Origin of the sequence: Streptomyces sp. NPDC024017 (assembly GCF_040638895.1) — a bacterium.
In the GTDB taxonomy this organism is placed as follows: Bacteria; Actinomycetota; Actinomycetes; order Streptomycetales; family Streptomycetaceae; genus Streptomyces.
This window is the reverse complement of record NZ_JBEZYZ010000002.1, coordinates 646,157-668,563: the sequence shown is the minus strand read 5'-3', so window position 1 is coordinate 668,563 and position 22,407 is coordinate 646,157. Positions and strand designations below refer to the sequence as shown.

The 22,407-nt window shown below is 72.3% G+C and carries 17 protein-coding genes; 2 read left to right on the top strand and 15 right to left on the bottom strand.

Features of this window, described 5'->3' with window-relative positions; genetic code table 11:
- Nucleotides 1–77: 77 nt before the first annotated feature.
- The 8 genes from tmk to bldG form a co-directional block, all read right to left on the bottom strand.
- Nucleotides 78–3,356, bottom strand: a complete 3,279-nt coding sequence (gene tmk / locus AB0G20_RS07835) for a dTMP kinase (RefSeq protein WP_361297400.1) — start codon at nucleotides 3,354–3,356, stop codon at nucleotides 78–80.
- Between the two features lie 154 nt (nucleotides 3,357–3,510).
- The gene (topA, locus tag AB0G20_RS07830; protein WP_361297397.1) at nucleotides 3,511–6,342 is read right to left on the bottom strand and encodes a type I DNA topoisomerase; all 2,832 of its coding nucleotides are present in this window, start codon (nucleotides 6,340–6,342) and stop codon (nucleotides 3,511–3,513) included.
- Nucleotides 6,343–6,588: 246 nt separating this feature from the next.
- Nucleotides 6,589–6,786 (bottom strand): hypothetical protein, encoded by a 198-nt coding sequence (locus AB0G20_RS07825; RefSeq protein ID WP_361297394.1) that lies wholly within the window; start codon nucleotides 6,784–6,786, stop codon nucleotides 6,589–6,591.
- A gap of 243 nt (nucleotides 6,787–7,029) precedes the next feature.
- Entirely contained in the window at nucleotides 7,030–8,559 is a 1,530-nt protein-coding gene (locus AB0G20_RS07820; RefSeq protein ID WP_361297391.1) for a class I SAM-dependent methyltransferase, read from the bottom strand.
- Between the two features lie 204 nt (nucleotides 8,560–8,763).
- Complete coding sequence (locus AB0G20_RS07815) at nucleotides 8,764–9,351, bottom strand: small secreted protein (protein ID WP_361297388.1); 588 nt, start codon at nucleotides 9,349–9,351, stop codon at nucleotides 8,764–8,766.
- A 193-nt stretch (nucleotides 9,352–9,544) separates the two neighbouring features.
- A complete protein-coding gene (locus tag AB0G20_RS07810; protein WP_361297385.1) occupies nucleotides 9,545–11,950 on the bottom strand; it encodes a sodium-translocating pyrophosphatase in 2,406 nt (801 codons plus the stop codon).
- Between the two features lie 273 nt (nucleotides 11,951–12,223).
- The gene (locus tag AB0G20_RS07805) at nucleotides 12,224–12,661 is read right to left on the bottom strand and encodes an ATP-binding protein (protein WP_248510047.1); all 438 of its coding nucleotides are present in this window, start codon (nucleotides 12,659–12,661) and stop codon (nucleotides 12,224–12,226) included.
- Nucleotides 12,662–12,783: 122 nt separating this feature from the next.
- Complete coding sequence (bldG, locus tag AB0G20_RS07800; protein ID WP_003991900.1) at nucleotides 12,784–13,125, bottom strand: anti-sigma factor antagonist BldG; 342 nt, start codon at nucleotides 13,123–13,125, stop codon at nucleotides 12,784–12,786.
- 78 nt (nucleotides 13,126–13,203) lie between these two features.
- On the opposite strand from bldG, the gene AB0G20_RS07795 reads away from it, so the two are divergent.
- Nucleotides 13,204–15,732 (top strand): DEAD/DEAH box helicase, encoded by a 2,529-nt coding sequence (locus AB0G20_RS07795; RefSeq protein ID WP_361297380.1) that lies wholly within the window; start codon nucleotides 13,204–13,206, stop codon nucleotides 15,730–15,732.
- On the opposite strand, the gene AB0G20_RS07790 is transcribed toward AB0G20_RS07795, so the two are convergent.
- The 7 genes from AB0G20_RS07790 to ssd form a co-directional block, all read right to left on the bottom strand.
- Nucleotides 15,623–16,042, bottom strand: coding sequence for an Rv3654c family TadE-like protein (locus AB0G20_RS07790; RefSeq protein WP_361297377.1), 420 nt, complete (start codon nucleotides 16,040–16,042; stop codon nucleotides 15,623–15,625). The two genes, AB0G20_RS07795 and AB0G20_RS07790, sit on opposite strands and share 110 nt — an antisense overlap.
- A gap of 296 nt (nucleotides 16,043–16,338) precedes the next feature.
- Nucleotides 16,339–16,698: a TadE family type IV pilus minor pilin gene (locus tag AB0G20_RS07785; RefSeq protein ID WP_361297374.1), complete on the bottom strand. Its 360-nt coding sequence runs from the start codon at nucleotides 16,696–16,698 to the stop codon at nucleotides 16,339–16,341.
- The gene (locus AB0G20_RS07780) at nucleotides 16,685–16,894 is read right to left on the bottom strand and encodes a DUF4244 domain-containing protein (protein WP_030846096.1); all 210 of its coding nucleotides are present in this window, start codon (nucleotides 16,892–16,894) and stop codon (nucleotides 16,685–16,687) included. Before AB0G20_RS07780 ends, AB0G20_RS07785 begins: the two co-directional genes overlap by 14 nt.
- A 70-nt stretch (nucleotides 16,895–16,964) precedes the next feature.
- Nucleotides 16,965–17,756, bottom strand: coding sequence for a type II secretion system F family protein (locus AB0G20_RS07775; RefSeq protein WP_361297371.1), 792 nt, complete (start codon nucleotides 17,754–17,756; stop codon nucleotides 16,965–16,967).
- Nucleotides 17,753–18,625 (bottom strand): type II secretion system F family protein, encoded by an 873-nt coding sequence (locus AB0G20_RS07770; protein ID WP_361297368.1) that lies wholly within the window; start codon nucleotides 18,623–18,625, stop codon nucleotides 17,753–17,755. The genes AB0G20_RS07775 and AB0G20_RS07770 overlap by 4 nt, the downstream gene beginning before the upstream one ends.
- Nucleotides 18,609–19,835, bottom strand: coding sequence for a TadA family conjugal transfer-associated ATPase (locus tag AB0G20_RS07765; RefSeq protein WP_361297365.1), 1,227 nt, complete (start codon nucleotides 19,833–19,835; stop codon nucleotides 18,609–18,611). The genes AB0G20_RS07770 and AB0G20_RS07765 overlap by 17 nt, the downstream gene beginning before the upstream one ends.
- Nucleotides 19,832–20,944, bottom strand: a complete 1,113-nt coding sequence (gene ssd, locus AB0G20_RS07760; RefSeq protein ID WP_361297362.1) for a septum site-determining protein Ssd — start codon at nucleotides 20,942–20,944, stop codon at nucleotides 19,832–19,834. Before ssd ends, AB0G20_RS07765 begins: the two co-directional genes overlap by 4 nt.
- A gap of 576 nt (nucleotides 20,945–21,520) precedes the next feature.
- Between ssd and AB0G20_RS07755 the strand changes: the two genes are divergently transcribed.
- On the top strand, nucleotides 21,521–22,354 hold the full coding sequence (locus AB0G20_RS07755; protein WP_361297359.1) for an HAD-IB family hydrolase: 834 nt from the start codon (nucleotides 21,521–21,523) through the stop codon (nucleotides 22,352–22,354).
- Nucleotides 22,355–22,407 lie beyond the last annotated feature (53 nt).

Below are 22,407 nucleotides of genomic sequence, written 5' to 3'. Positions count from 1 at the left end.
CCACTGACAACGCCTGCCGCCCCCACCCGGCCTCGCGGTCGGGAGTCCGGGCTCCTGCGTCGGTCCGCCGGGAGGCCTCAGCGCCCCCGGCCGCGCCTCCCCCGGCGTCCGCGGCCCTCGTCCGGCTCGTCGTCGTGCGGTCCGAGCAGCTCGTCCGCCAGCGAGGGCAGATCGTCCAGCGGTGTCTCCTCGGCCCAGTCGGACCTGCGGCGGCGCGGCGTTCCGTCGGCATCGACCTGGGGCATCTCCCGCGTACGGTCCTCGGTGCCGTCGGGCCGGGCGGCCGGGGCGTCCTTCCGGAAGTACCCGGGCGGAACCCGGTCCGCCGGTTCGTCCCCGCGCACCGGCGGGAGCACGGCCGTCTCCTCGGAGTCCTCCGGCCGGACCGGAGGCAGCACCGCCGTCTCGTCGGCCGCACCGGAGGCGTCCCGTTCGCGCACCCGCGGCAGCACCTCGGTCTCGTCGACGGCACGAGGAGAGACCGGCGGCAGGACCTCCGTCTCCTCCCCGGGCACCGGCGGCTTCGGCAGCTCGGCCGTCACCTCGGCATCGGACCCGCCGGAGGTCCGGCCCTGGCCCGCACCCTGCTCTTCGTCCCGCACCGGGCGCAGCACGGTCGTGTCGTCCCCCGCGCCACCCGGTGTCACCACCGGCGTGGGCACGGTCGCCGCGTCCTGACCGGCGGCGGAACCCGCGGCGCTCTTCGGAGCGGAACTCTTCGGAGCGGAGCTCTTCGGCCCGGCCTCGGCCGCGGCGGCCGCCGACTCCGCCAGCCGCCGGGCCTGCTCGGCCCGCAGCAGCGCCGCCTCGGCCTTGCGCTGCTTCTCCAGGCGGAGCGCCTCGGCCTCGGCACGCAGTCGCGCCTCCTCCTCGGCCTGCCGGCGACGCCGCTCCTCCTCAGCCTTGCGGCGGGCCTCCTCCTCGGCGCGGGCCTTCTCCTCCGCGAGGAGCCGTGCCCGCTCCTCCTCGGCCTTCTTGCGCGCTTCCTCGGCCCGGCGCCGGGCCTCCTCCGCCTGCCGTTCGGCCTCGCGGCGCTGCGCCTCCTCCAGCTCGCGGCGCTTGCGCTCCTCCTCCTCGGCGCGCAGCTTTGCGAGCTGCTCCTGGCGCTCGCGCTCCAGGCGCTCCTCCTCGGCCTTGCGGGCGGCCTCTTCCTCGGCCTTGCGGCGGGCTTCCTCCTCGGCCTTCTTCCGCGCTTCCTCCTGGGCCTTGATCTCGGCCTCGGACAGCGGCAGCACCTGGTCGAGCCGGTGCCGGATGACCGTCGTGACCGCCTCGGGCTCCTGGCCGGCGTCCACCACCAGGTACCGCCCGGCGTCGGCCGCGGCCAGGGTGAGGAAACCGGCCCGCACGCGCGCGTGGAACTCGGCGGGCTCCGACTCCAGCCGGTCCGGCGCCTCGGTGAACCGCTCGCGCGCGGTCTCCGGCGCGACGTCCAGCAGCACGGTCAGATGCGGCACGAGTCCGTTCGTCGCCCAGCGGTTGATCCGGGCGATCTCGGTCGGCGAGAGGTCGCGGCCGGCGCCCTGGTAGGCGACGGACGAGTCGATGTACCGGTCGGAGATGACGACCGCGCCGCGCTCCAGGGCGGGACGTACGACGGTGTCGATGTGCTCGGCCCGGTCGGCGGCGTACAGCAGCGCCTCCGCGCGGTGGGACAGACCCGCGCTCGACACGTCCAGCAGGATCGACCGCAGCCGCTTGCCCACCGGCGTCGCACCGGGCTCGCGCGTCAGCACGACCTCGTGGCCCTTGGCGCGGATCCACTCGGCGAGCGCCCCGGCCTGCGTGGACTTGCCGGCGCCGTCGCCGCCCTCCAGGGCGATGAAGAAGCCGGTGGCCGCGGCCCCCTGCCGGGGGTCGTCGCCGCCGAGCAGCGCGTCCTTCAGGTCCTGCCGCAGCGGCACACCGGAACGGTCGTCGACCTTGGCCAGCACCAGCGCGGCGACCGGCAGCAGCAGGGCGCCGGCCAGCATCAGCGTGAAGGCCGCGCCGCCGTGCGCGAAGACGAACTTGCCGCTCTCCAGCCGGTGCGGCCCGATCGCCGCCGCCACCAGCGGGGCGATCACCGCGCCGAGCGCCACGCAGACCCGGACGACCGCGTGCAGGTGCTCCGTGGTGCGGGAGCGCCGGTACTCCTCGGTCTCCTGGTCGAGCAGGGTGTGTCCGATGTTGGCGGACATGCCCGCGCCGACGCCGGCCAGCGCGAGGATCAGCAGCACGGTGGTGACGTCCGGGACCAGCCCGGCGGCCAGCAGGGCGACACCGGTGAAGGCGATCGTCAGCGCGAGCAGCCGGCGGCGCGACAGGGCGGGCATGAGCGCGGGCGCCGTACGGATGCCGACGACGACACCGCCGGTCAGCGCGGCCACGAACAGGCCGTAGAGCACCGGGCCGCCACCCAGGTCCTTGGCGTGCAGCACGGCCACGGCGACGGCGGCCGACACCGCCGCGGCGACGGCCGCGCAGGCCAGGACCAGCAGCGGCATCGCGCCGGTGCGGCCCTTGTCGGTGCCGGTGCCGGTCTTCGGGCGGCGCAGCCCCTCGAGCGGCGACCGCGCGCGCGGAGTGCGGGTGCCGGGCAGCTCCAGGAAGGTCAGCACGGACAGGGACGCGGCGAACAGCCCGGCGGCCACGTACGAGGCGAGGGCCGCCTGGTGCTGGCCGAACCAGTCGATGCCGGCGCCCAGCAGGTTGTTGAACAGGGCCGCGACGACCAGGGCGACCGCCGCGAGGGGGATCGCCACGAAGCCGGTGCGCAGCGACAGGCGGCGCAGGGCGTCCATGTGGTCGGGCAGCGGCCGGACCGTCGCGCCCTCCGGCGGCGGGGCGGGCAGCAGCGCGGGGGCCGCGCTCTCCCGGCACACCGTCCAGAACCGCTCGGCGACCCCGGCCACGAAGGCCGTGACGAGCAGGACGGCCAAGGCGTTCTCGGGCGTCCAGTCGATCCACAGGGGCGCGACGATGAGCAGCGCCGCGCGCAACCCGTCGGCGCCCACCATGGTCCAGCGTCGGTCGAGGGGGCCGTCCTGCGAGGTGAGCGCCGTGAGCGGGCCGAGCAGAACGGCGCCGAACAGGAGCGTCGCCAGGATGCGCACGCCGAAAACGGTCGCCACTGCGAACGCCACACCCCGGTAGCCGCCGCCGAACGATCCTTCGGCGACGGCTGCCTGGAGTGCGAGAACGACCAGTACGAGAAGGGCGAGGGTGTCCCCCACGCCGCCCACGAGCTGTGCGCTCCACAACCGCTTCAGCTGCGGTCGTCGCAGCAGGGCGCGGACGGCACGCTCGCGGGAGTCCGCGACCAGGGCGTCGTCGGGGGCGGGCTGAGGGGCCGTTGGGTGGTCGGCTCGCGTCATGCGTTCAGCCTATCGGGAGCCACCGACACCCTGGGGGGCGCGGTCTGGCATGCGCACGCCCCGACACCGAAGTGTTGCCGGGGCGTTCGCTTTCCGAACCCTGGGCGAAGATCCGGACGCGGAGGTCCGGATTCCGAACAGGGCTCGAACGGCCTCAGTCCTCCGCGGACTTGGAGGCGGTCGCCGTCTTGGCGGCCGTCTTCTTCGCGGTGGTGGTCTTCTTCGCCGTCGTCTTCTTCGCGGTCGTGGTCTTCTTCGCCGCGGTCTTCTTGGCCGTCGTCGTCTTCTTCGCCGGCGCCTTCTTGGCCGCCTTCTTCGCGGTCTTCTTCGCCGGCCCCTTGGCGCGCTTCTCGGCGAGCAGCTCGAAACCGCGCTCCGGGGTGATCTCCTCGACACTGTCGCCGGAGCGCAGGGTCGCGTTGGTCTCCCCGTCGGTGACGTACGGGCCGAAGCGGCCGTCCTTGACCACGACCGGCTTCTCGCTCACCGGGTCGGTGCCCAGCTCCTTCAGCGGCGGCTTGGCCGCGGCCCGGCCACGCTGCTTGGGCTGGGCGTAGATCGCCAGCGCCTCCTCCAGCGTGATCGTGAAGAGCTGTTCCTCGGCCTGGAGCGAGCGCGAGTCCGTGCCCTTCTTCAGGTACGGGCCGTAGCGGCCGTTCTGCGCGGTGATCTCCTGGCCCTCGGCGTCGGCGCCGACGACGCGCGGCAGCGACATCAGCTTCAGGGCCTCGTCGAGGGTCACCGTGTCCAGGGACATCGTCTTGAACAGGGACGCCGTGCGCGGCTTGACCGCGTTCTTGCCCGTCTTCGGGGTGCCCTCGGGGAGGACCTCCGTCACATACGGGCCGTAGCGGCCGTCCTTGGCGACGATCGTGTGGCCGGTGGCCGGGTCCGTGCCCAGCTCGTAGTCGCCGCTCGGCTTGGCGAGCAGCTCCTCCGCGAGGTCGACGGTCAGCTCGTCGGGCGCGAGGTCGTCGGGGATGTCGGCGCGCTGGTGCTGCTCGGTGTCCTTCTCGCCGCGCTCGATGTACGGCCCGTAGCGGCCGACCCGCAGCACGATGTCGTTGGCCACCGGGAACGACGAGACCTCGCGCGCGTCGATCGCGCCCAGGTCCGTCACCAGCTCCTTGAGGCCGCCGAGGTGGTCCCCGTCGCCGTTGCCGGCTTCGGCCGCGCCGCCGCCGGCCGTGCCCTCGCCGAAGTAGAACCGCTTCAGCCACGGCACGGCCTGCGCCTCGCCGCGGGCGATGCGGTCGAGGTCGTCCTCCATCTTGGCGGTGAAGTCGTAGTCGACGAGCCGCCCGAAGTGCTTCTCCAGGAGGTTGACCACGGCGAAGGACAGGAAGGACGGCACCAGGGCCGTGCCCTTCTTGAACACGTAGCCGCGGTCGAGGATCGTGCCGATGATCGACGCGTACGTCGACGGGCGGCCGATCTCGCGCTCTTCCAGCTCCTTGACCAGGGAGGCCTCGGTGTAGCGGGCCGGGGGCTTGGTGGCGTGCCCGTCGACCGTGATCTCCTGGGCGCTCAGGGCGTCGCCCTCGGAGACCTGCGGCAGCCGGCGCTCGCGGTCGTCCAGCTCGGCGTTCGGGTCGTCGGCACCCTCGACGTAGGCCTTCAGGAAGCCGTGGAAGGTGATCGTCTTGCCGGACGCGCTGAACTCGACGTCCCGGCCGTCGGCCGCCGTGCCGCCGATCTTCACCGTGACGCTGTTGCCGGTCGCGTCCTTCATCTGGGAGGCGACGGTCCGCTTCCAGATCAGCTCGTAGAGCTTGAACTGGTCACCGGTCAGTCCGGTCTCGGCGGGAGTGCGGAAACGATCACCCGAGGGGCGGATCGCCTCGTGGGCCTCCTGCGCGTTCTTGACCTTCCCGGCGTACGTCCTCGGCTGCGGCGGCAGGTAGTCGGCGCCGTACAGCTGCGTGACCTGGGCGCGGGCGGCGGAGACCGCCGTGTCGCTCAGGGTCGTGGAGTCCGTACGCATGTAGGTGATGTAGCCGTTCTCGTACAGCTTCTGCGCGACCTGCATCGTGGCCTTCGCGCCGAAGCCGAGCTTGCGGCTGGCCTCCTGCTGCAGCGTCGTCGTACGGAACGGGGCGTACGGCGAGCGGCGGTACGGCTTGGACTCGACGGAGCGCACCGCGAACCGCGTGTCCTCGAGGGCGGCGGCCAGGGCGCGGGCGTTCGCCTCGTCGAGGTGGAGGGTGTTCGCGCTCTTCAGCTGTCCCAGGGAGTCGAAGTCACGGCCCTGCGCGACCCGCCTGCCGTCGACGGTCTGCAGGCGCGCGACCAGCGACGACGGGTCCGACGAGTCTCCTGCGCGGCCGGTCGCGAAGGTGCCCGTCAGGTCCCAGTACTCAGCCGAACGAAAGGCGATGCGCTCGCGTTCCCGCTCCACCACGAGACGTGTGGCGACCGACTGGACACGGCCCGCGGACAGCCGCGGCATGACCTTCTTCCACAGGACCGGCGAGACCTCGTAGCCGTAGAGGCGGTCGAGGATGCGGCGGGTCTCCTGGGCGTCGACGAGCTTCTGGTTGAGCTGGCGCGGGTTGGCCACGGCGGCCTGGATCGCGGCCTTGGTGATCTCGTGGAAGACCATCCGCTTGACCGGAACCTTGGGCTTCAGCACTTCCTGAAGGTGCCAGGCGATGGCCTCGCCCTCGCGGTCCTCATCGGTGGCGAGGAAGAGTTCGTCGGACTCCTTCAGCAGGTCCTTGAGCTTCTTGACCTGTGCCTTCTTGTCGGCGTTGACCACATAGATCGGCTGGAAGTCGTGTTCGACGTCCACACCGAGGCGGCGGACCTCGCCGGTGTACTTGTCGGGCACCTCGGCGGCGCCGTTGGGAAGGTCGCGGATGTGCCCGACGCTCGCCTCGACGGTGTATCCGGGGCCGAGATAGCCCTTGATCGTCTTCGCCTTGGCAGGCGACTCGACGATGACGAGTCGGCGGCCGCCGTTCGCGGTCTCGCTGGTCGGGGACAACTTCGCTCTTCTCTCCGGTCGACGCTGGGGCCTCCCCGGAGTCGCTCACCGGGGCTGGGTACGTGGTGACGCTGCGGAGTGTGACGGTACATCCCGCCCCCGTGTCAAACGGGAAAAGCCCGCAACGGCCACTCGAACGGTAACCCGACTACCACCAATCCTGCCGCCCGGAGTGCCGGGACCAGGTCGGGCCTTATGCGGAGTGCGACCTCCCGGTTACCGGCAGGCACGTCGCCGGAGCGGGCCTCAGAGGAGGCTGAAGCACCAGGTTCCGATCGCCAGGGCGAGCACGGCGACGACGCTCGCGAGGGTCGCCGACGGGACGAGGCTCACACCCTCGGCGACGGGCCTCTGCCGGCGCACGCGTGTCGCGGTCCACGCCAGCAGTCCGCCTCCGAACAGGGAGAACACCGCTCCCGTGAAGATCGCCGGTCCGCTCTCCATGGCCCGCCGCGCCCCTTTTCCCCGGTCCGTACGTCCCCAGCCCAGGGAGGCTGACACGCGCGGACGGCGGGCAGGCGAACCCGAGGTGAACGCCGGGGCGACACGGAGGTGGATCAAGAGCGTCCGGTTCCTCACGACTGTCTCGGACGAGGTGTTCAATTCGACTCGAATTTGTTGGCGAGTCTCCTCGACGGGCTCCCGGAAGCGGCCTCCCGGCGGGCGGTCTCCCTCCGGCCCGCCCTCTCAGCGGACCGGCTCCAGGAATCCCTGCTCGACCAGCAGCCGGATCTGGGCAGGAGTGCGGTCGCGCAGCAGGACCGGGTCCTCTCCGATCAGCTGGGCGATGGCGTCGAGGATGCGGCCCGCGCTCATCGAGCCGTCGCAGACGCCCGCGAAGCCCGCGCCCACCGTGTCCACCCGGGTCGCCCGGCGCATGCCACGGTTCTGGCGCAGCACGACATGCTCGGGGTCCTCCGCGCCGGGCAGCCCGACCTGCTCCTGCACGATCTCGGCGGCGAGCCGGAAATGTCCTTCGAGGAGGGCGGCGTCGTCGTGGTCGCGCAGGTGGTCGAGCCGGTCGAAGTGGGCCCGGATCGTGTCACCGAGGGGCTGCTCGACCGGGTGCGGCCACTCCTCGACCGTGAGCGAGGGCACGGCGGCACCGGTCCTGCGCAGGGTGATCCAGCCGAAGCCGACGGCCTTGACCTTGCGCGCCTCGAACTCGTCGAGCCATGCGTCGTACCGCGCCTGGTACTGCGCCGTGTCGCCCTGGTGGTCGCCCGCGTCACGCAGCCACAGCTCGGCGTACTGATTGACGTCCTGCACCTCGCGCTGCACGATCCACGCGTCGCAGCCCCGGGGCACCCACGACCTGAGCCGGTCCTGCCAGTCCTCCCCTTCCACGTGCTGCCAGTTGGCGAGGAACTGCGCGAACCCGCCCTCGTTCAGGCGGTCGCCCGCTTGCTGAACGAGCGTGCGGCACAGATCGTCCCCGCCCATCCCGCCGTCGCGGTAGGTGAGCCGGGCGCCGGGTGAGATGACGAACGGCGGGTTGGACACGATCAGGTCGTACGTCTCGTCGTCCCGGACCGGTTCGAAGAGGGAGCCCTCGCGCAGCTCGACGGCCGAGGCCCCGGACAGCGCCAGCGTGAGGGCGGTGATGTGCAGGGCACGCGGATTGAGGTCGGTGGCCACCACGCGTGTGGCGTGCTGCGCGGCGTGCAGAGCCTGGATGCCGGAGCCGGTGCCGAGGTCGAGCGCGGCGGCGACGGGCGTGCGGACGGTGATGCCGGCGAGGGTCGTGGAGGCGCCGCCGACGCCGAGGACGACTCCCTCGTCATGCCGGCCGATGCCGCCGGCGCCGCCGACCGCGCAGCCGAGGTCCGACACGATGAACCAGTCCTCGCCGCCGGGCCCGCCGTAGGGCCGGACGTCCACCGTGGCGGCGAGTTCGTCCCCGCCGACCGGGGCCAGCCAGCCGCTCTCCAGGCAGGCGTCGACGGGCAGGACGTCCGCCACGCGCGCGTGCGGCACGGGCTGCTGGAGCAGGAACAGCCGGACGAGCATCTCCAGCGGCGTGTCCCCGCGCGTCGCCCGGAGCGCGGGCACGGTCTCGCTCCGGGCCAGCGCCGCGTACGCGGGGGCGCCGAGCAGTTCGAGCAGTCCGTCGGCGGTGAAGGAGACCGCGAGCAGGGCGTCCCGGAGCCGGGCGGCGACATCGGGACGGTCGGAGGCGGGCAGCGGGGGCAGGGGTGACTGGCTGGCGTTACTCACGCCCCCATTGTGGCCGCCGGTGCGGGTGCCGGTGCCGGACGTGCCGGTGCCGGACACGCCGGTGCCGGGGATCGGGTTCGCTTCTTCACTCGGCACCGGCGGGCACCCTCGGCACGGGCACAGCAGTCACCTGCGACTCAGCGGTCGCGGCCCTCGCTCAGCCGTCGTACTACCGGCGCCGCGCGCCGCCTGCTGCTCCGCCCCTCAGCTCTGCGTGGCCCCGGCCGACGCCGTGGCCGCCTTGCAGCTGGACTGCTGGGCCATCGCCTGGCCGACCTCGCCCTCCTCCAGGTTCCTCAGGGCGTCGTTCCCGCTCTGGCTCAGCTTGTCCAGCTCGGTGGCGATGTCCTTCAGACCGTCGGCGAACTTGGACTGGTCCTTGGTGTCGAGCCCGTCGACCTGCTTCTTCAAGGAGGCGTACGAGGTGGAGATCGCGTTGAGCTCCTTGACCGCGTCCTGCTGCTTCTTCTCGCCGTTCTCGACGTCCGGAGCCCCGGCCTTGTTCACGGCGGTCCCGATCGCCTTGTAGGCGTCGGACATGTCCTGGAAGGCCTGTGCGTCGGTCTTCTGGACGTCCTTCGGCGTGCTGTTGTCCGAGGTCTCCTTCTGGATCGCGGCATTGGCCGACTCGATCTTCTTGGCCTGCGGCTGTACGGCGTCACAGACCTGCTTGGCCCAGGAGTCCAGCTTGTCGTTGTCGTCGCCGCCGCAACCCGACAGCGCCAGTACCAGTACCGCACCGCCGGACAGTGCGGCCGCGAGCTTCTTGTTCACCGGTTTGGTCCCTTCCATGGCTCTCGGCCCCGGAACATACACGCCAGATGCACGGCAACCGCACGCCGAACGTCTATTAAAACCGTTTTGTAACCTTTTGCACCAAGCGAGATAAGGCTCACGCGTCATCGTGTATTCACACAGCGCGGGCGGGCGACGCGTCAACGCGCGCCGCCCGCCCGCACCTTGAGCTGGGGCTCGGAGGACCTCCCTACGAAACCACCGCCGGATCGGCGGACTTGGGCTCCGACCCGGCGTTGTCTTCGTCACCCATGGCGATTCCGCGCCGCTTTGACACGTACACCGCCCCGGCGATCACAAGGAATGCGAGGACGGCGACCAGAATCCGCACCCCGATGCTCTTGTCCGGGCCGTAGGAGAACTTGATCACCGCGGGCGCGATGAGCAGCGACACCAGGTTCATGACCTTCAGCAGCGGGTTGATCGCGGGGCCCGCGGTGTCCTTGAAGGGGTCGCCGACCGTGTCTCCGATCACGGTCGCCGCGTGCGCCTCACTTCCCTTGCCTCCGTGGTGGCCGTCCTCGACGAGCTTCTTGGCGTTGTCCCAGGCGCCACCGGAGTTGGCGAGGAACACCGCCATCAGCGTGCCCGCGCCGATCGCGCCCGCCAGGAACGCGCCGAGTGGGCCGACGCCGAGCGTGAACCCGATGAAGATGGGCGCCATCACGGCCAGCAGACCGGGCGTGGCGAGCTCGCGCAGGGCGTCCTTGGTGCAGATGTCGACGACCTTGCCGTACTCCGGAGTCTCGGTGTAGTCCATGATCCCGGGCTTCTCGCGGAACTGACGCCGCACCTCGTAGACCACGGAACCCGCCGACCGCGACACGGCGTTGATCGCCAGCCCGGAGAAGAGGAAGACGACCGCCGCGCCGGCGATGAGACCCACGAGGTTGTTGGGCTGCGAGATGTCCATCATCAGACTCATCGGGGCGCCTTCCCCGCTGAGTTTCTCGCCCACGTCCCGCGCGCCGGTGAAGATCGCGTCGCGGTACGACCCGAACAGCGCCGCCGCCGCGAGCACGGCCGTGGCGATCGCGATGCCCTTGGTGATCGCCTTGGTGGTGTTGCCGACCGCGTCCAGGTTGGTGAGCACCTGGGCGCCCGCGCCCTCGACGTCGCCGGACATCTCCGCGATGCCCTGCGCGTTGTCGGAGACCGGCCCGAAGGTGTCCATCGCGACGATCACACCGACCGTGGTGAGCAGGCCGGTGCCGGCCAGCGCCACCGCGAACAGCGCCAGCATGATCGACGTCCCGCCGAGCAGGAACGCCCCGTACACACCGAGAGCGATCAACAAGGCGGTGTAGACGGCGGATTCGAGACCGACGGAGATACCGGCGAGGACGACGGTGGCCGGGCCGGTGAGCGAGGTCTTGCCGATGTCCCGGACGGGCCGGCGGGTGGTCTCGGTGAAGTAGCCGGTCAGTTGCTGGATGAGGGCGGCGAGCACGATGCCGATGGCCACCGCGACGAGGGCGAGGACCCGCGGGTCGCCGTCCTTGCCTTGGATCGCGGCGTCGGTCACACCGTCCAGCTCGGAGTACTTCCCGGGCAGGTAGACGAAGACGGCCACCGCCACCAGCACGACCGAGATCACCGCGGAGATGAAGAATCCGCGGTTGATGGCGCTCATGCCGCTGCGGTCGGACCGCCTGGGCGCCACCGCGAAGATGCCGATCATGGCGGTGATCACACCGATCGCCGGCACGAGCAGCGGGAAGCCGAGCCCGGCGTCGCCGAAGGCCGCGGAACCGAGGATCAGCGCGGCGACCAGGGTCACGGCGTACGACTCGAAGAGGTCGGCCGCCATGCCCGCGCAGTCGCCGACGTTGTCGCCCACGTTGTCGGCGATGGTCGCGGCATTGCGCGGATCGTCCTCCGGAATGCCCTGTTCGACCTTGCCGACCAGGTCGGCGCCGACGTCGGCGGCCTTGGTGAAGATGCCGCCGCCGACACGCATGAACATCGCGATCAGCGCGGCTCCGAGGCCGAAGCCCTCGAGCACCTTCGGCGCGTCGGCCGCGTACACCAGCACCACGCAGGAAGCGCCGAGCAGGCCGAGGCCGACCGTGAACATGCCGACCACACCGCCCGTACGGAAAGCGATCTTCATCGCCTTGTGCGAGACGGCGGTCAGATCCTTTTCCGGCTCGCCTTCCGCCGGGGTGGCTTCGCGCGCCGCCGCGGCGACGCGCACATTGCTGCGTACGGCGAGCCACATGCCGATATAGCCGGTGGCCGCCGAGAACGCCGCTCCGATCAGGAAGAACACCGACCGTCCGGCACGCTGATTCCAGTCGTCCGCGGGCAGCAGCATGAGCAGGAAGAACACGACCACGGCGAATACGCCGAGCGTGCGCAGCTGACGGGCCAGATAGGCGTTCGCGCCTTCCTGGACCGCTGCCGCGATCTTCTTCATGCTGTCGGTGCCCTCGCCGGCCGCGAGTACCTGGCGCACCAGGACGCCCGCGACCGCCAGTGCCGCCAGTGCGACGACCGCGATGACCACGATGAGGACGCGGTTGCCATCGGTCAGTACGGCGGCTGCGAGGTCTGTGGGATGGCCCGACTGTCGTGAGAGGTAAAGCCCCGCCATTCGTCCTCCTTGACGCTTGGGCTGAGCTCAAGATGTGGACGGGATTGTAGGTACCGGAACCTGATCAAAACAGAGCGCGATAAACGGAATTAGCCTGCCGAGGTAATGCCCTGAAAGCATTCGGAGACTGCCGGAGAGCGCGCGAATGATCGTGAACGAATTCACGCGATGAACGGCACAGGAACTACTGTAAAGGCGAGCACTGACACCCGCACATGACGAAGGGCCCCACGAGTGGGGCCCTTCGGAAGAACGGTGTGTGCGGTGGCGGGGTCAGACCAGGATCGTCGGCGGCGGCGTGGTCGGCCAGGTCATCTTGATCAGCCCGCCGTGCTCACCCGCGCTGACCTCGACGTCGTCGACGAGTCCACTGATGACCGCGAGGCCCATCTCGTCCTCGTCGGCCTCCCCGTCGGGGTCGCCGGGTCCGGCGCCGGGGGCGCGCTCGCCGGAGACCGCGTGCGGGGCCTCGTCGCCGACCTCGATGGAGAACTGCTTCTCCTCCTCGATCAGCAGCACCTTCACCGGTGCCGAGATCCCGCCGGTCTGGTGCAGCCCGACGGCTCGGGTGCACGCCTCGCCGACGGCGAGCCTGACTTCGTCGAGGACGGCCTCGTCCACTCCGGCCCTGCGCGCCACCGCCGCCGCCACCAGCCGGGCGGTTCTGACATGCTCGGGCAGCGCGCTGAAGCGGAGCTCAACGGTGGCCATGCATCCCCCTCGCAACTACGGGCGTGCTGTCGAGAGGCACCGGGCCGCCGAAAGCCCGGGCCCCCTCGGTCTTCACTTCTGCCGAACGTCGGCCGGCCCGGGCACAGGGCCCGGGACCGGTGTCAGTCGGTGGCCGCAACCGCTTCCTCGACCGAGGTGTGAATCGGGAACACCTTGGTGAGGCCGGTGATACGGAAGATCTTCAGAATGCGCTCCTGGTTGCAGACCAGGCGCAGGGAGCCCTCATGGGCACGTACGCGCTTCAGGCCGCCGACCAGTACGCCGAGCCCGGTGGAGTCGAGGAAGTCCACGCCCTCCATGTCGACGACAAGGTGGAAACTGCCGTCGTTCACCAGCTCGACCAACTGCTCGCGCAGCTTGGGCGCGGTATATACGTCGATTTCGCCACCGACCCTGACGATCGTGCGATCGCCCATGGTTTCGGTCGACAGGGACAGGTCCACGGATCCTCCAGCACCTTGCTATCGAGCGGTCGCCCTAGGGGCATTCGGCTTCAGCCCCTGGACGCTTCGCCAGCCGCGATGGCATTCAATCACTTACCGGCAGGCGTGCACGACGCCTTGGCTCCATTGTCCGTCACGCCAGTGACACACTCGGTGCCGATGGCCAAGAATCACCGATCCGATCGAACCCCGACGGACCCCGCCTCCCGACCCGCGCCGGGCGCGGTCCTGGACCGGCTCGCGTCCGGTCCGGGCAGGGCTTCGCGCATTACTCATACGGAGCACTTGCCCCCACGTGAGGGTCGGCATGCCGTCTGGCCGGACCGGATCCGCGCGGAGGTCGTCGCGGCCGTGCGAGCCGCGGGCATCGAGCATCCCTGGGCCCACCAGGCACGCGCGGCGGAGCACGCCCTGGACGGCGACTCGGTCGTCGTCGCCACCGGCACCGCCTCCGGCAAGTCCCTGGCCTACCTCGTGCCAGTACTGTCCACCCTTCTGGAGGGCGCGGAGGCCCCGAACGGCCGCGGCGCGACCACCCTCTACCTTTCTCCCACCAAAGCTCTCGCGGCGGACCAGTGCCGTTCCGTGAAGGAACTTTCACATCCCCTGGGCAATTCCGTACGCGCAGCCGTGTACGACGGCGATACTCCGTTCGAGGAACGCGAGTGGATCCGCCAGTACGCCAACTACGTCCTGACCAACCCGGACATGCTGCACCGCGGCATCCTGCCGTCCCACCCCCGCTGGTCCTCCTTCCTGAAGTCGCTGAAGTACGTCGTCGTCGACGAGTGCCACACCTACCGCGGCGTCTTCGGCTCGAACGTCGCCCAAGTGCTGCGCCGGTTGCGCCGTCTGTGTGCCCGCTACGGCGCGTCGCCCGTGTTCCTGCTGGCCTCCGCGACCGCCGCCGAGCCCGCGGTGGCCGCCCGCCGCCTCACCGGCCTGCCGGTCCTGGAGGTGGCCGACGACGCCTCCCCACGCGGTGAACTGGTGTTCGCCCTCTGGGAACCGCCGCTGACCGAGCTGCACGGCGAGAAGGGCGCCCCCGTCCGCCGTACGGCCACCGCCGAGGCCGCCGACCTGCTGACCGATCTCACCGTGCAGGGCGTGCGCTCGGTCGCCTTCGTCCGTTCCCGGCGCGGGGCCGAGCTGATCTCGGTCATTTCCCAGGAGCGTCTCGCCGAGGTCGACCGGTCGCTGGCCCGGCGTGTCGCGGCGTACCGGGGCGGCTATCTCCCCGAGGAACGCCGCGCTCTCGAACAAGCCCTCCATTCGGGTGAACTGCTGGGCCTCGCCGCGACGAACGCCCTCGAACTCGGCATCGACATCTCCGGTCTCGACGCGGTCGTCATCGCCGGTTACCCGGGCACGCGTGCCTCCCTGTGGCAGCAGGCGGGCCGGGCCGGGCGGGCCGGGCAGGGGGCGCTGGCCGTCCTGGTCGCCCGCGACGACCCGCTGGACACCTTCCTCGTCCACCACCCCGAGGCCCTGTTCGACCAGCCCGTCGAATCGACCGTCCTCGACCCGGACAATCCCTACGTGCTGGCCCCGCACCTGTGCGCGGCCGCCGCGGAGCTGCCCCTGACGGACGAGGACCTCGACCTGTTCGGGCCGGCCAGCGCGGGCCTGCTGCCCCAGCTGGAGGCCGCGAAGCTGCTGCGCCGCCGCACCAGGGCCTGGCACTGGACCCGCCGTGAGCGCGCCGCCGACCTGACCGACATCCGCGGTGAGGGCGGACGACCGGTCCAGGTCGTCGAGACCGGCACGGGCCGGCTGCTCGGCACGGTCGACGCGGGCGCCGCGCACTCGACGGTGCACGAGGGGGCGGTCCACCTCCACCAGGGCCGCACGTACCTGGTGCGGTCGCTGGACCTGGAGGACTCCGTCGCCCTCGTCGAGGAGGCCGCCCCGCCGTACTCCACGGTCGCCCGCGACACGACGGCGATCTCCGTCCTGGAGACGGACGTCGAGATCCCCTGGGGCGACGGCCGTCTCTGCTACGGCTCCGTCGAGGTCACCAACCAGGTCGTCTCCTTCCTGCGTCGTCGGCTCATCACGGGTGAAGTCCTGGGCGAGACGAAACTCGACCTCCCTCCTCGTACGCTGCGCACCCGCGCCGTGTGGTGGACCGTCACCGAGGACCAGCTGGACCGGGCCCGGATCAACCCGGAGATCCTCGGCGGCTCCCTGCACGCCGCCGAACACGCGTCGATCGGCCTGCTGCCCCTCTTCGCCACCTGCGACCGCTGGGACATCGGCGGCGTGTCGATCCCGCTCCACCCCGACACGCTCCTGCCCACGGTCTTCGTCTACGACGGCCATCCGGGTGGCGCGGGCTTCGCGGAGCGCGCCTTCCACACCGCCCGCACCTGGCTGACCGCCACCCGCCAGGCCATCGCCTCCTGCGAGTGCGACGCCGGCTGCCCGTCCTGCATCCAGTCCCCCAAGTGCGGCAACGGCAACGACCCGCTGCACAAGAGGGGGGCGGTGCGGCTCCTCACGGTGCTGCTGGAGGGGGCTCCGGACGAGAAGGAGACGGTGCACGAGGCGCCTGAGCAGCCGTCGGCAGATCCAGCGGAGCCGTCGGAGGCCCCGCCCGCGCCCTGACCTCCGCCGTGAACGGCCCTCGCCCCGACGCCGCCGTCACGTCCGAGATCTCCCCGGCGACCTCGCATCGCACGAGCCGCACGCCCTGGGCCCGGGCGACCCGGTCGGCCCGGGCGCAGGCCGCCGTACCGCCATCGGCCCAGTGGTCCGCCGCGGCGAGCGCGGCGAGATCCGCACCGCCCGCCGCACGATGCCGGATGACGACGGCCTGCCCGAGCGCGAGAACGACTCCGAACACCACGCACAGGAGGGCGATCGCCCCCACGCTCCAGACGCTGGCGGACCCTCTGTCCGAGCCGGCGCCCTCCACCGTGGCGAGCCCCCCGCCGGAACCGGCGCCCCGGACGGTAGCCGGTCCCTGGCCGGGATCGGCGCACCCGACGATGGACGGCCCTCGGCCAGAACCGGCGCCCCCGGCAGCGACCGGTCCCCGGCGGGAATCGGCGCACCCGACGGCGCCCACCCTCCGGTCCGAACCCGCGCACCCCACCGAGCCCGACGCCCGTTCCGAACCGGCGCGCCCCACCGAGCCCGGCCCTGGGTCAGAACCGGCGCTCCCATCCGCGGCAGGCCCCTGGCCCGAGCAGGCCCTCGCTCTGCCCCGTCTCATGTGCCCACCGCCTCCTCCACCGACGCCACGGCCTCTTCGCGCACGGTGAAGGACAGACCGCGCAGCACCGGCGGCTCGGCCACGACGACCACCCGGACGTGCTTCGCATCCCGGCTGACGGTCACCTTCGCGCCGGGCGGCGCCGCCTCGCGGGTCAGCTTCACGACCGCGCCGGGCGGGTCCTGGCGGGCCGCCGCACGCGCGCCCGTCCGCGCCGCGTCCACGCACTGGATCTGCGCGGCCACGGCCAGCAGCCCCCACACCAGCGCCATCGCGAACATCACCAGGACGGGCAGCACCACGGCCGACTCCGCCGTGACGAACCCCCGGTCAGCGCCCCGCTCACATCCGCGCATTGAGGGCGTCCTTCACGATGTTCTGGAGTTCCGCGCTGACCGGGCCGCTCGTGACGACCTTGTAGAGCACCACCGCGAACGCCACCGCCGCGACGATTCCCATCGCGTACTCGGAGGTGACCATCCCCGCGTCCCTCCGCGCCGCGCGCATCCCGCACACCAGGGCACGCAGCCGTGCCCGTACCGCCTGATACATCTCAACCCCCGTAGGAAAGAGTCCGAACTTCTGTTGGTTGTCGCTCACTTGCTTCCGGTCGGTCACCGCGTCATCCACCACCCCCTCCGAGCACCCCGCCCGCGAGCCCGATCACCACGGGCAGCACACCGACCGCGATGAACGCCGGCAGGAAGCACAGCCCGACCGGCGCACTGACCATCACGCCCGCTCGGCGGCCCCTGGCCGTCGCGGCGCGGCCCCAGTCGGCCCTGGCCTCCGCGGCGAGCCGCGCGACCGGTACGGCCGCGGGCAGTCCGGACACATCGGCCCGTTCGAGCAGCCGGGCCAGCCCTCCGGCGCCGGGGACGGCGCCCAACCTCCGCCAGGCAGCGTCCGGTTCGCCGCCCAACCGCACCTCCGCCGCGCCCCGGGCGAGGGCGTCGCCGACGGGTCCGCCCAGGGCCTCCCCCACCGCCTGAGCCGCGATCACCGGGCCGGCGCCCGCCGCGATGCAGGCCGCCAGCAGGTCGGCGGCAAGGGGCAGTTGCCGCGCCCCCTCGGCGAGGTCGGATGCCCCCGGGTCCGCGCCGGCCTCCTCCTGCCTCAGCCGCCACCGCCACAGCCCCACCGCCCCGGCCACTCCCACGGCGGCTCCGGCGAGTCCTCCGACCAGCGCCCATCCGGCACACACCACGCCCACGGGGACCAGCCATGTCCGCGCGACCTCGCGCAATGCCGGCCGCGGGAAAGGAACAGCCGCTTCCCGGACCCCGGACAGCTCGGTCAGGCGCCTGCGCATCCTCCGGCGGCGCCGCGCCTCCACCAGCCACCGCGCCAACCATCCGCAGGCCAGCACGATCCCCACGGCCACCCCCAGCCTGTGGACAACTTCCCCGCTCACGCCGCCTCCTCCGCGCCCCGCACGATCCCCTGCACCCACCACAGCCCCAGGCCCTCCAGCACCCCGCCGGCGGCGAGACAGCCCAGCCCCGCCCCGGTGTGCAGCAGGACATGGAGGGGATCAGCGCCGAGGGCGGTGCCGATGAGAAGCCCCAGGGCCGGCAGCCCGGCGAGCATCACCGCCGTGGCCCGGGCGCCCGCCAACTGGGCTCGCAGGTCGGACCGTTGGTCCCGTTCGGCCCGCAGGGCCGCGGCGAGCCGGTCGAGCCCGGCCGCGAGCCCCGCACCCTGGTCCACAGCCACCCGCCAGCACGCCGCGAGTCCCCGCAGTCCCTCGGCACCCGGTTGCCGTGCTGCCGTCGCGAGTGCGTCCGGCACGTCACCGCCGAACCGCGCCGCCGCCAGCACCGTCGCCTGCGCATCCGCGAGCCCGCCGCAGTCCCGCGCGGCCCGCAGCAGCGCCTCACCCGGCTGGCGTCCGGCCCGCACCTCGCCGGCCAGCGCCCCGCACAACGCGATCACCGCATCGGCCCGGCGCTCCCGGTCCCGCCGCTCCCGGCCGGCCAGGCGGGCCCGCCGCAGCAACGGCACCCCGGCCGCCCCCAGGACGGCCGGCAGCACCGACGCCCCGAGCACCGCCAGCACCAGCCCGGCCACCGGCGACCACCACTCGGCCCGCAGCCGCCCACGGACGCGCCGCAGCCCACCGGTCATCCGCCGCCACCCGCGCGGCCCGCTCCCGACGGCTCCGCCACCCGCGAACAGCAGCCTCGCCCGCCGTGCCACCTCCTCACGCTCACCCAGCAGCCAGACAGCCGCCCCCATGCACGCCACCGCCGCCCCCATCGACATCTCAGGCACCCCCGTCATGACTCGTCCCCTCCACCACGGCCGCACCCGGCCCCCTCCCGCTCGCCTCGCCCCGAAGCAGCCCCCGCAGCCGCTCCCACCCCCGCTCGCGCACGAACGCCTCCGCTCCCCACCGCAGCGCCGGCACCGTCCGCACGAGACCTGACGGATCCCGCTCCAGCACGTGCACCTCGGCGATCCGCCGCCGCCCGGCCCGGTCGCGCACCAGGTGCAACACCACGGAGAGGGCGGCCGCCAACTGACTGTGCAGCGCCGCCCGGTCGAGCCCGGCGGCCGTGCCGAGCGCCTCCAGCCGGGCCGGTACATCGGCGGCGGCGTTGGCGTGCACGGTCCCGCACCCGCCCTCGTGGCCCGTGTTCAACGCGGCCAGCAGATGCACCACTTCGGGTCCGCGCACCTCCCCCACGACCAGCCGGTCGGGCCGCATCCGCAGCGCCTGGCGCACCAGGTCCTCGAGGGTGACGAGGCCCGCGCCCTCCTGGTTGGCGGGTCTGGTCTCCAGCCGCACGACGTGCGGATGGTCGGGCCGCAGTTCCGCCGAGTCCTCGGCGAGGACGATCCGCTCGTCCGGCCCCACGAGCCCCAGCAGGGCACTCAGCAGCGTGGTCTTGCCGGTGCCGGTGCCGCCGCTGACGAGGAAGGACAGGCGGGCATCGAGCAGGGCGCGCAACATGCGGTCCCCGCCCGGCGGCACCGTGCCCGCCGCGACCAGCTCGCCGAGCGTGAAGGCACGCGGCCGTACGACCCGCAGAGACAGGCAGGCGCAGCCCACGGCCACCGGTGGCAGCACCGCGTGCAGCCGGGTCCCGTCGGGCAGCCGGGCATCGGCCCAGGGCCGGGCGTCGTCCAGGCGGCGCCCGGCCACGGCGGCGAGGCGCTGGGCGAGCCGTCGTACGGCCGCCGCGTCCGCGAACCGCACCGACGTCAGTTCCAGTCCGCCGCCCCGGTCCACCCAGACCCGGTCCGGGGCCGACACCAGCACGTCCGTCACCGACGGATCGGCGAGGAGCGGCTCCAGCGGTCCGCTGCCGACCAGCTCGGACCGCAACTGGGCGGCGGCTCCCAGGACTTCGGCGTCCCCGAGGACCCGCCCCTGCTCCCGCAGGGCCTGCGCCACGCGCGCGGGGGTCGGCTCGGCCCCGCTCTCGGCGAGCCACCGCCGCACCCCGTCGAGCAGCGCCGAGCCCTCGAGTCCGGCCAGGGTGCTCATGCCGCACCCGCCTCGACGAGCGCCCGCTCCCAGAACTGCCTGCAGAACCGGGCGAGGGGCCCGCGCGGGGCGGCACCCGGTGGCGCCGTGCCCTCGTCCGGGCGCGACAGCCCCGGCTCGACCGGTACCTCGCCGACCAGGGGCAGTCCGAGCAGCCGGGCCACCTCACGGTCGTCGAGCCCCGGCGGGTACGGCCCGCGGACCGCCACCCGCAGATCCCGCAGGACCATGCCGACCGCGGAGGCCACCCGCCCCGCGGCCGCGACGGCCCGCAGCTCGGCGGGCACCACCAGCACGCCCACGTCCAGCTGGGTGAGCACCTCGGCGACACCGTCGTCGATCCGGCGCGGCAGGTCGACCACGACCGTGCCGCCCCGGCGCCGGGCGGCCGCGAGCACCGCGCGCACCGCCTGCGGCGGGACGGCGATCCGGTCGCCGCGGTCCCAGCTGAGCACCCGCAGTGAATGCAGCTCGGGCAGCGACTCCTCCAGGGCTCCCCCGCCGACCCGTCCGCGCGAGGAGGCGAACGCGGGCCAGCGCAGCCCTTCCGCCGTCTCTCCGCCGAGGAGTACGTCGAGTCCGCCGCCCAGCGGATCGGCGTCCACGAGGAGGGTGCGCAGTCCCTCCCGCGCGGAGGTGACGGCGAGGGCGCACGCGAGCGTGGACGCTCCGGCCCCGCCCCGGCCCCCGATGACGCCCACGGTGAGGGCGGGCCGGCCGACGCCCTCGGCCACGTCGGCGATCCGGTCGACCAGCCACTGCTCGCCGTCGGGCAGCATCAGGACGTGCTCGGCGCCGATCTCGACGGCCCGCCGCCAGACCCCGGAGTCGTCCTGGTCCCGGCCGACGAGGACGACGCCCCTTCTGCGCACGGCCCCGCGTACCCGCCGCGCGGCGTCGTCGCCGACCAGGACGAGGGGTGCGGACTCCCAACTGCCTCGGCGCTCCGGCACCCCGTGGTGCACCTCGGGTGTGGCGCCCGCCGCCGCGCACAGGCGCAGCAGGTCGTCGAGGAGTTCGGTGTCCTCGGTGACGATCAGCGGTCCGCCCTGCCGCCCTCCGGCGGCCGGCGGCGGATCGTGTGTGACGGTTCCGGCCACGATTTCCATCCCCCTTCGCTGCATGACTCGCGCGGCCCCCTGCGGCCCCGCGATTCCCAAACGTGGGAAGAACCGACAAGCGGCCTCCCTGTGAACGGCCGGCAGAAACCGGCCAAACGCTCCCGGGTACTCGGAACCGGCCATGAACTCGCCGCGAGCGGGACGCGCTGGAATCACGGTGCAGCGATCCCGGAAATCGTGTGGATCTTGGTGGATAACTGTGGACGTCCCGGGGGTTGTGAATATCGCCGTCACCCATCCCGGTGAGCCGCTCACGGCCTCTGTGTGACCTCCACAGAGCAGTCCGTCAACTACCCAGCGTGACTCTTCATGTGCATGTCAACAGCCTGCACAGGGGCCGCATCGGAGCGGCTTTCAGGGCGTGCGAAGAGGGCGAAAACCCATCCGGACATGCGACGACCCCCGCCGGGGGGGAGAGCGGGGGTCGTCCCCACGGCCGACTCGGGGGGGGAGGAGTCGGGCCGGGTTAGCACGGTCGCGAACGATCCGTGACTTCCATGGTGTACCCGAGAGCCTTCTCAGGCAAACCCACGCGCCCCACCTTACGCCGAATGGGCTGCCCCTATGCTCTGGGACGTGGAAAACCACTCGATGCCCCGCACAGCCGCCTTCTTTGACCTGGACAAGACGGTCATTGCGAAGTCGAGCACGCTCACGTTCAGCAAGTCGTTCTACCAAGGCGGTCTGATCAACCGCAGGGCCGTCTTGCGCACCGCATATGCCCAGTTCGTCTTCCTGGCCGGCGGCGCCGACCACGACCAGATGGAGCGCATGCGCGCATATCTGTCCGCCCTGTGCCGCGGCTGGAACGTGCAGCAGGTCAAGGAGATCGTCGCCGAGACGCTGCACGACCTGATCGACCCGATCATCTACGACGAGGCCGCCTCCCTCATCGAGGAGCACCACACCGCCGGCCGCGACGTCGTGATCGTGTCCACCTCGGGCGCGGAGGTGGTCGAGCCGATCGGCGAGCTGCTGGGCGCGGACCGCGTGGTCGCCACCCGCATGGTCGTGGGCGACGACGGCTGCTTCACCGGCGAGGTGGAGTACTACGCGTACGGCCCGACCAAGGCCGAGGCCGTCAGGGAGCTGGCCGAGTCCGAGGGGTACGACCTCAGCCGCTGCTACGCCTACAGCGACTCGGCGACCGATGTGCCGATGCTGGAGTCCGTCGGCAATCCGCATGCCGTGAATCCGGACCGGGCGCTGCGCCGCGAGGCCCTCGCGCGTGGCTGGCCGATCCTGGACTTCCACCGCCCGGTCCGGCTCAAGCAGCGCCTTCCCGCGTTCTCCGTACCGCCGCGTCCGGCGCTCGTCGCGGTCGCTGCGATAGGCGCCGCGGCGGCCACCGCGGGACTCGTCTGGTACGCGAACAGGCGCCGGGCGACGGTCGCTTGACCTGCGGCGACGCCAACCTCTATGTGAATCCGAAAGTAAAGAAGTGCGGCCTG

Bases quoted from the DNA above. Each gene is read 5' to 3' on its own strand.
- tmk (WP_361297400.1), bottom strand. From the start codon at position 3,356: ATGACGCGAGCCGACCACCCAACGGCCCCTCAGCCCGCCCCCGACGAC.
- AB0G20_RS07755 (WP_361297359.1), top strand. From the start codon at position 21,521: ATGCTCTGGGACGTGGAAAACCACTCGATGCCCCGCACAGCCGCCTTC.
- AB0G20_RS07785 (WP_361297374.1), bottom strand. From the start codon at position 16,698: ATGCGCGGATGTGAGCGGGGCGCTGACCGGGGGTTCGTCACGGCGGAG.
- AB0G20_RS07780 (WP_030846096.1), bottom strand. From the start codon at position 16,894: ATGTATCAGGCGGTACGGGCACGGCTGCGTGCCCTGGTGTGCGGGATG.
- AB0G20_RS07825 (WP_361297394.1), bottom strand. From the start codon at position 6,786: ATGGAGAGCGGACCGGCGATCTTCACGGGAGCGGTGTTCTCCCTGTTC.
- AB0G20_RS07770 (WP_361297368.1), bottom strand. From the start codon at position 18,625: ATGACGGGGGTGCCTGAGATGTCGATGGGGGCGGCGGTGGCGTGCATG.
- AB0G20_RS07805 (WP_248510047.1), bottom strand. From the start codon at position 12,661: ATGGCCACCGTTGAGCTCCGCTTCAGCGCGCTGCCCGAGCATGTCAGA.
- AB0G20_RS07815 (WP_361297388.1), bottom strand. From the start codon at position 9,351: ATGGAAGGGACCAAACCGGTGAACAAGAAGCTCGCGGCCGCACTGTCC.
- ssd (WP_361297362.1), bottom strand. From the start codon at position 20,944: ATGGAAATCGTGGCCGGAACCGTCACACACGATCCGCCGCCGGCCGCC.
- AB0G20_RS07765 (WP_361297365.1), bottom strand. From the start codon at position 19,835: ATGAGCACCCTGGCCGGACTCGAGGGCTCGGCGCTGCTCGACGGGGTG.
- AB0G20_RS07795 (WP_361297380.1), top strand. From the start codon at position 13,204: ATGGCATTCAATCACTTACCGGCAGGCGTGCACGACGCCTTGGCTCCA.
- AB0G20_RS07810 (WP_361297385.1), bottom strand. From the start codon at position 11,950: ATGGCGGGGCTTTACCTCTCACGACAGTCGGGCCATCCCACAGACCTC.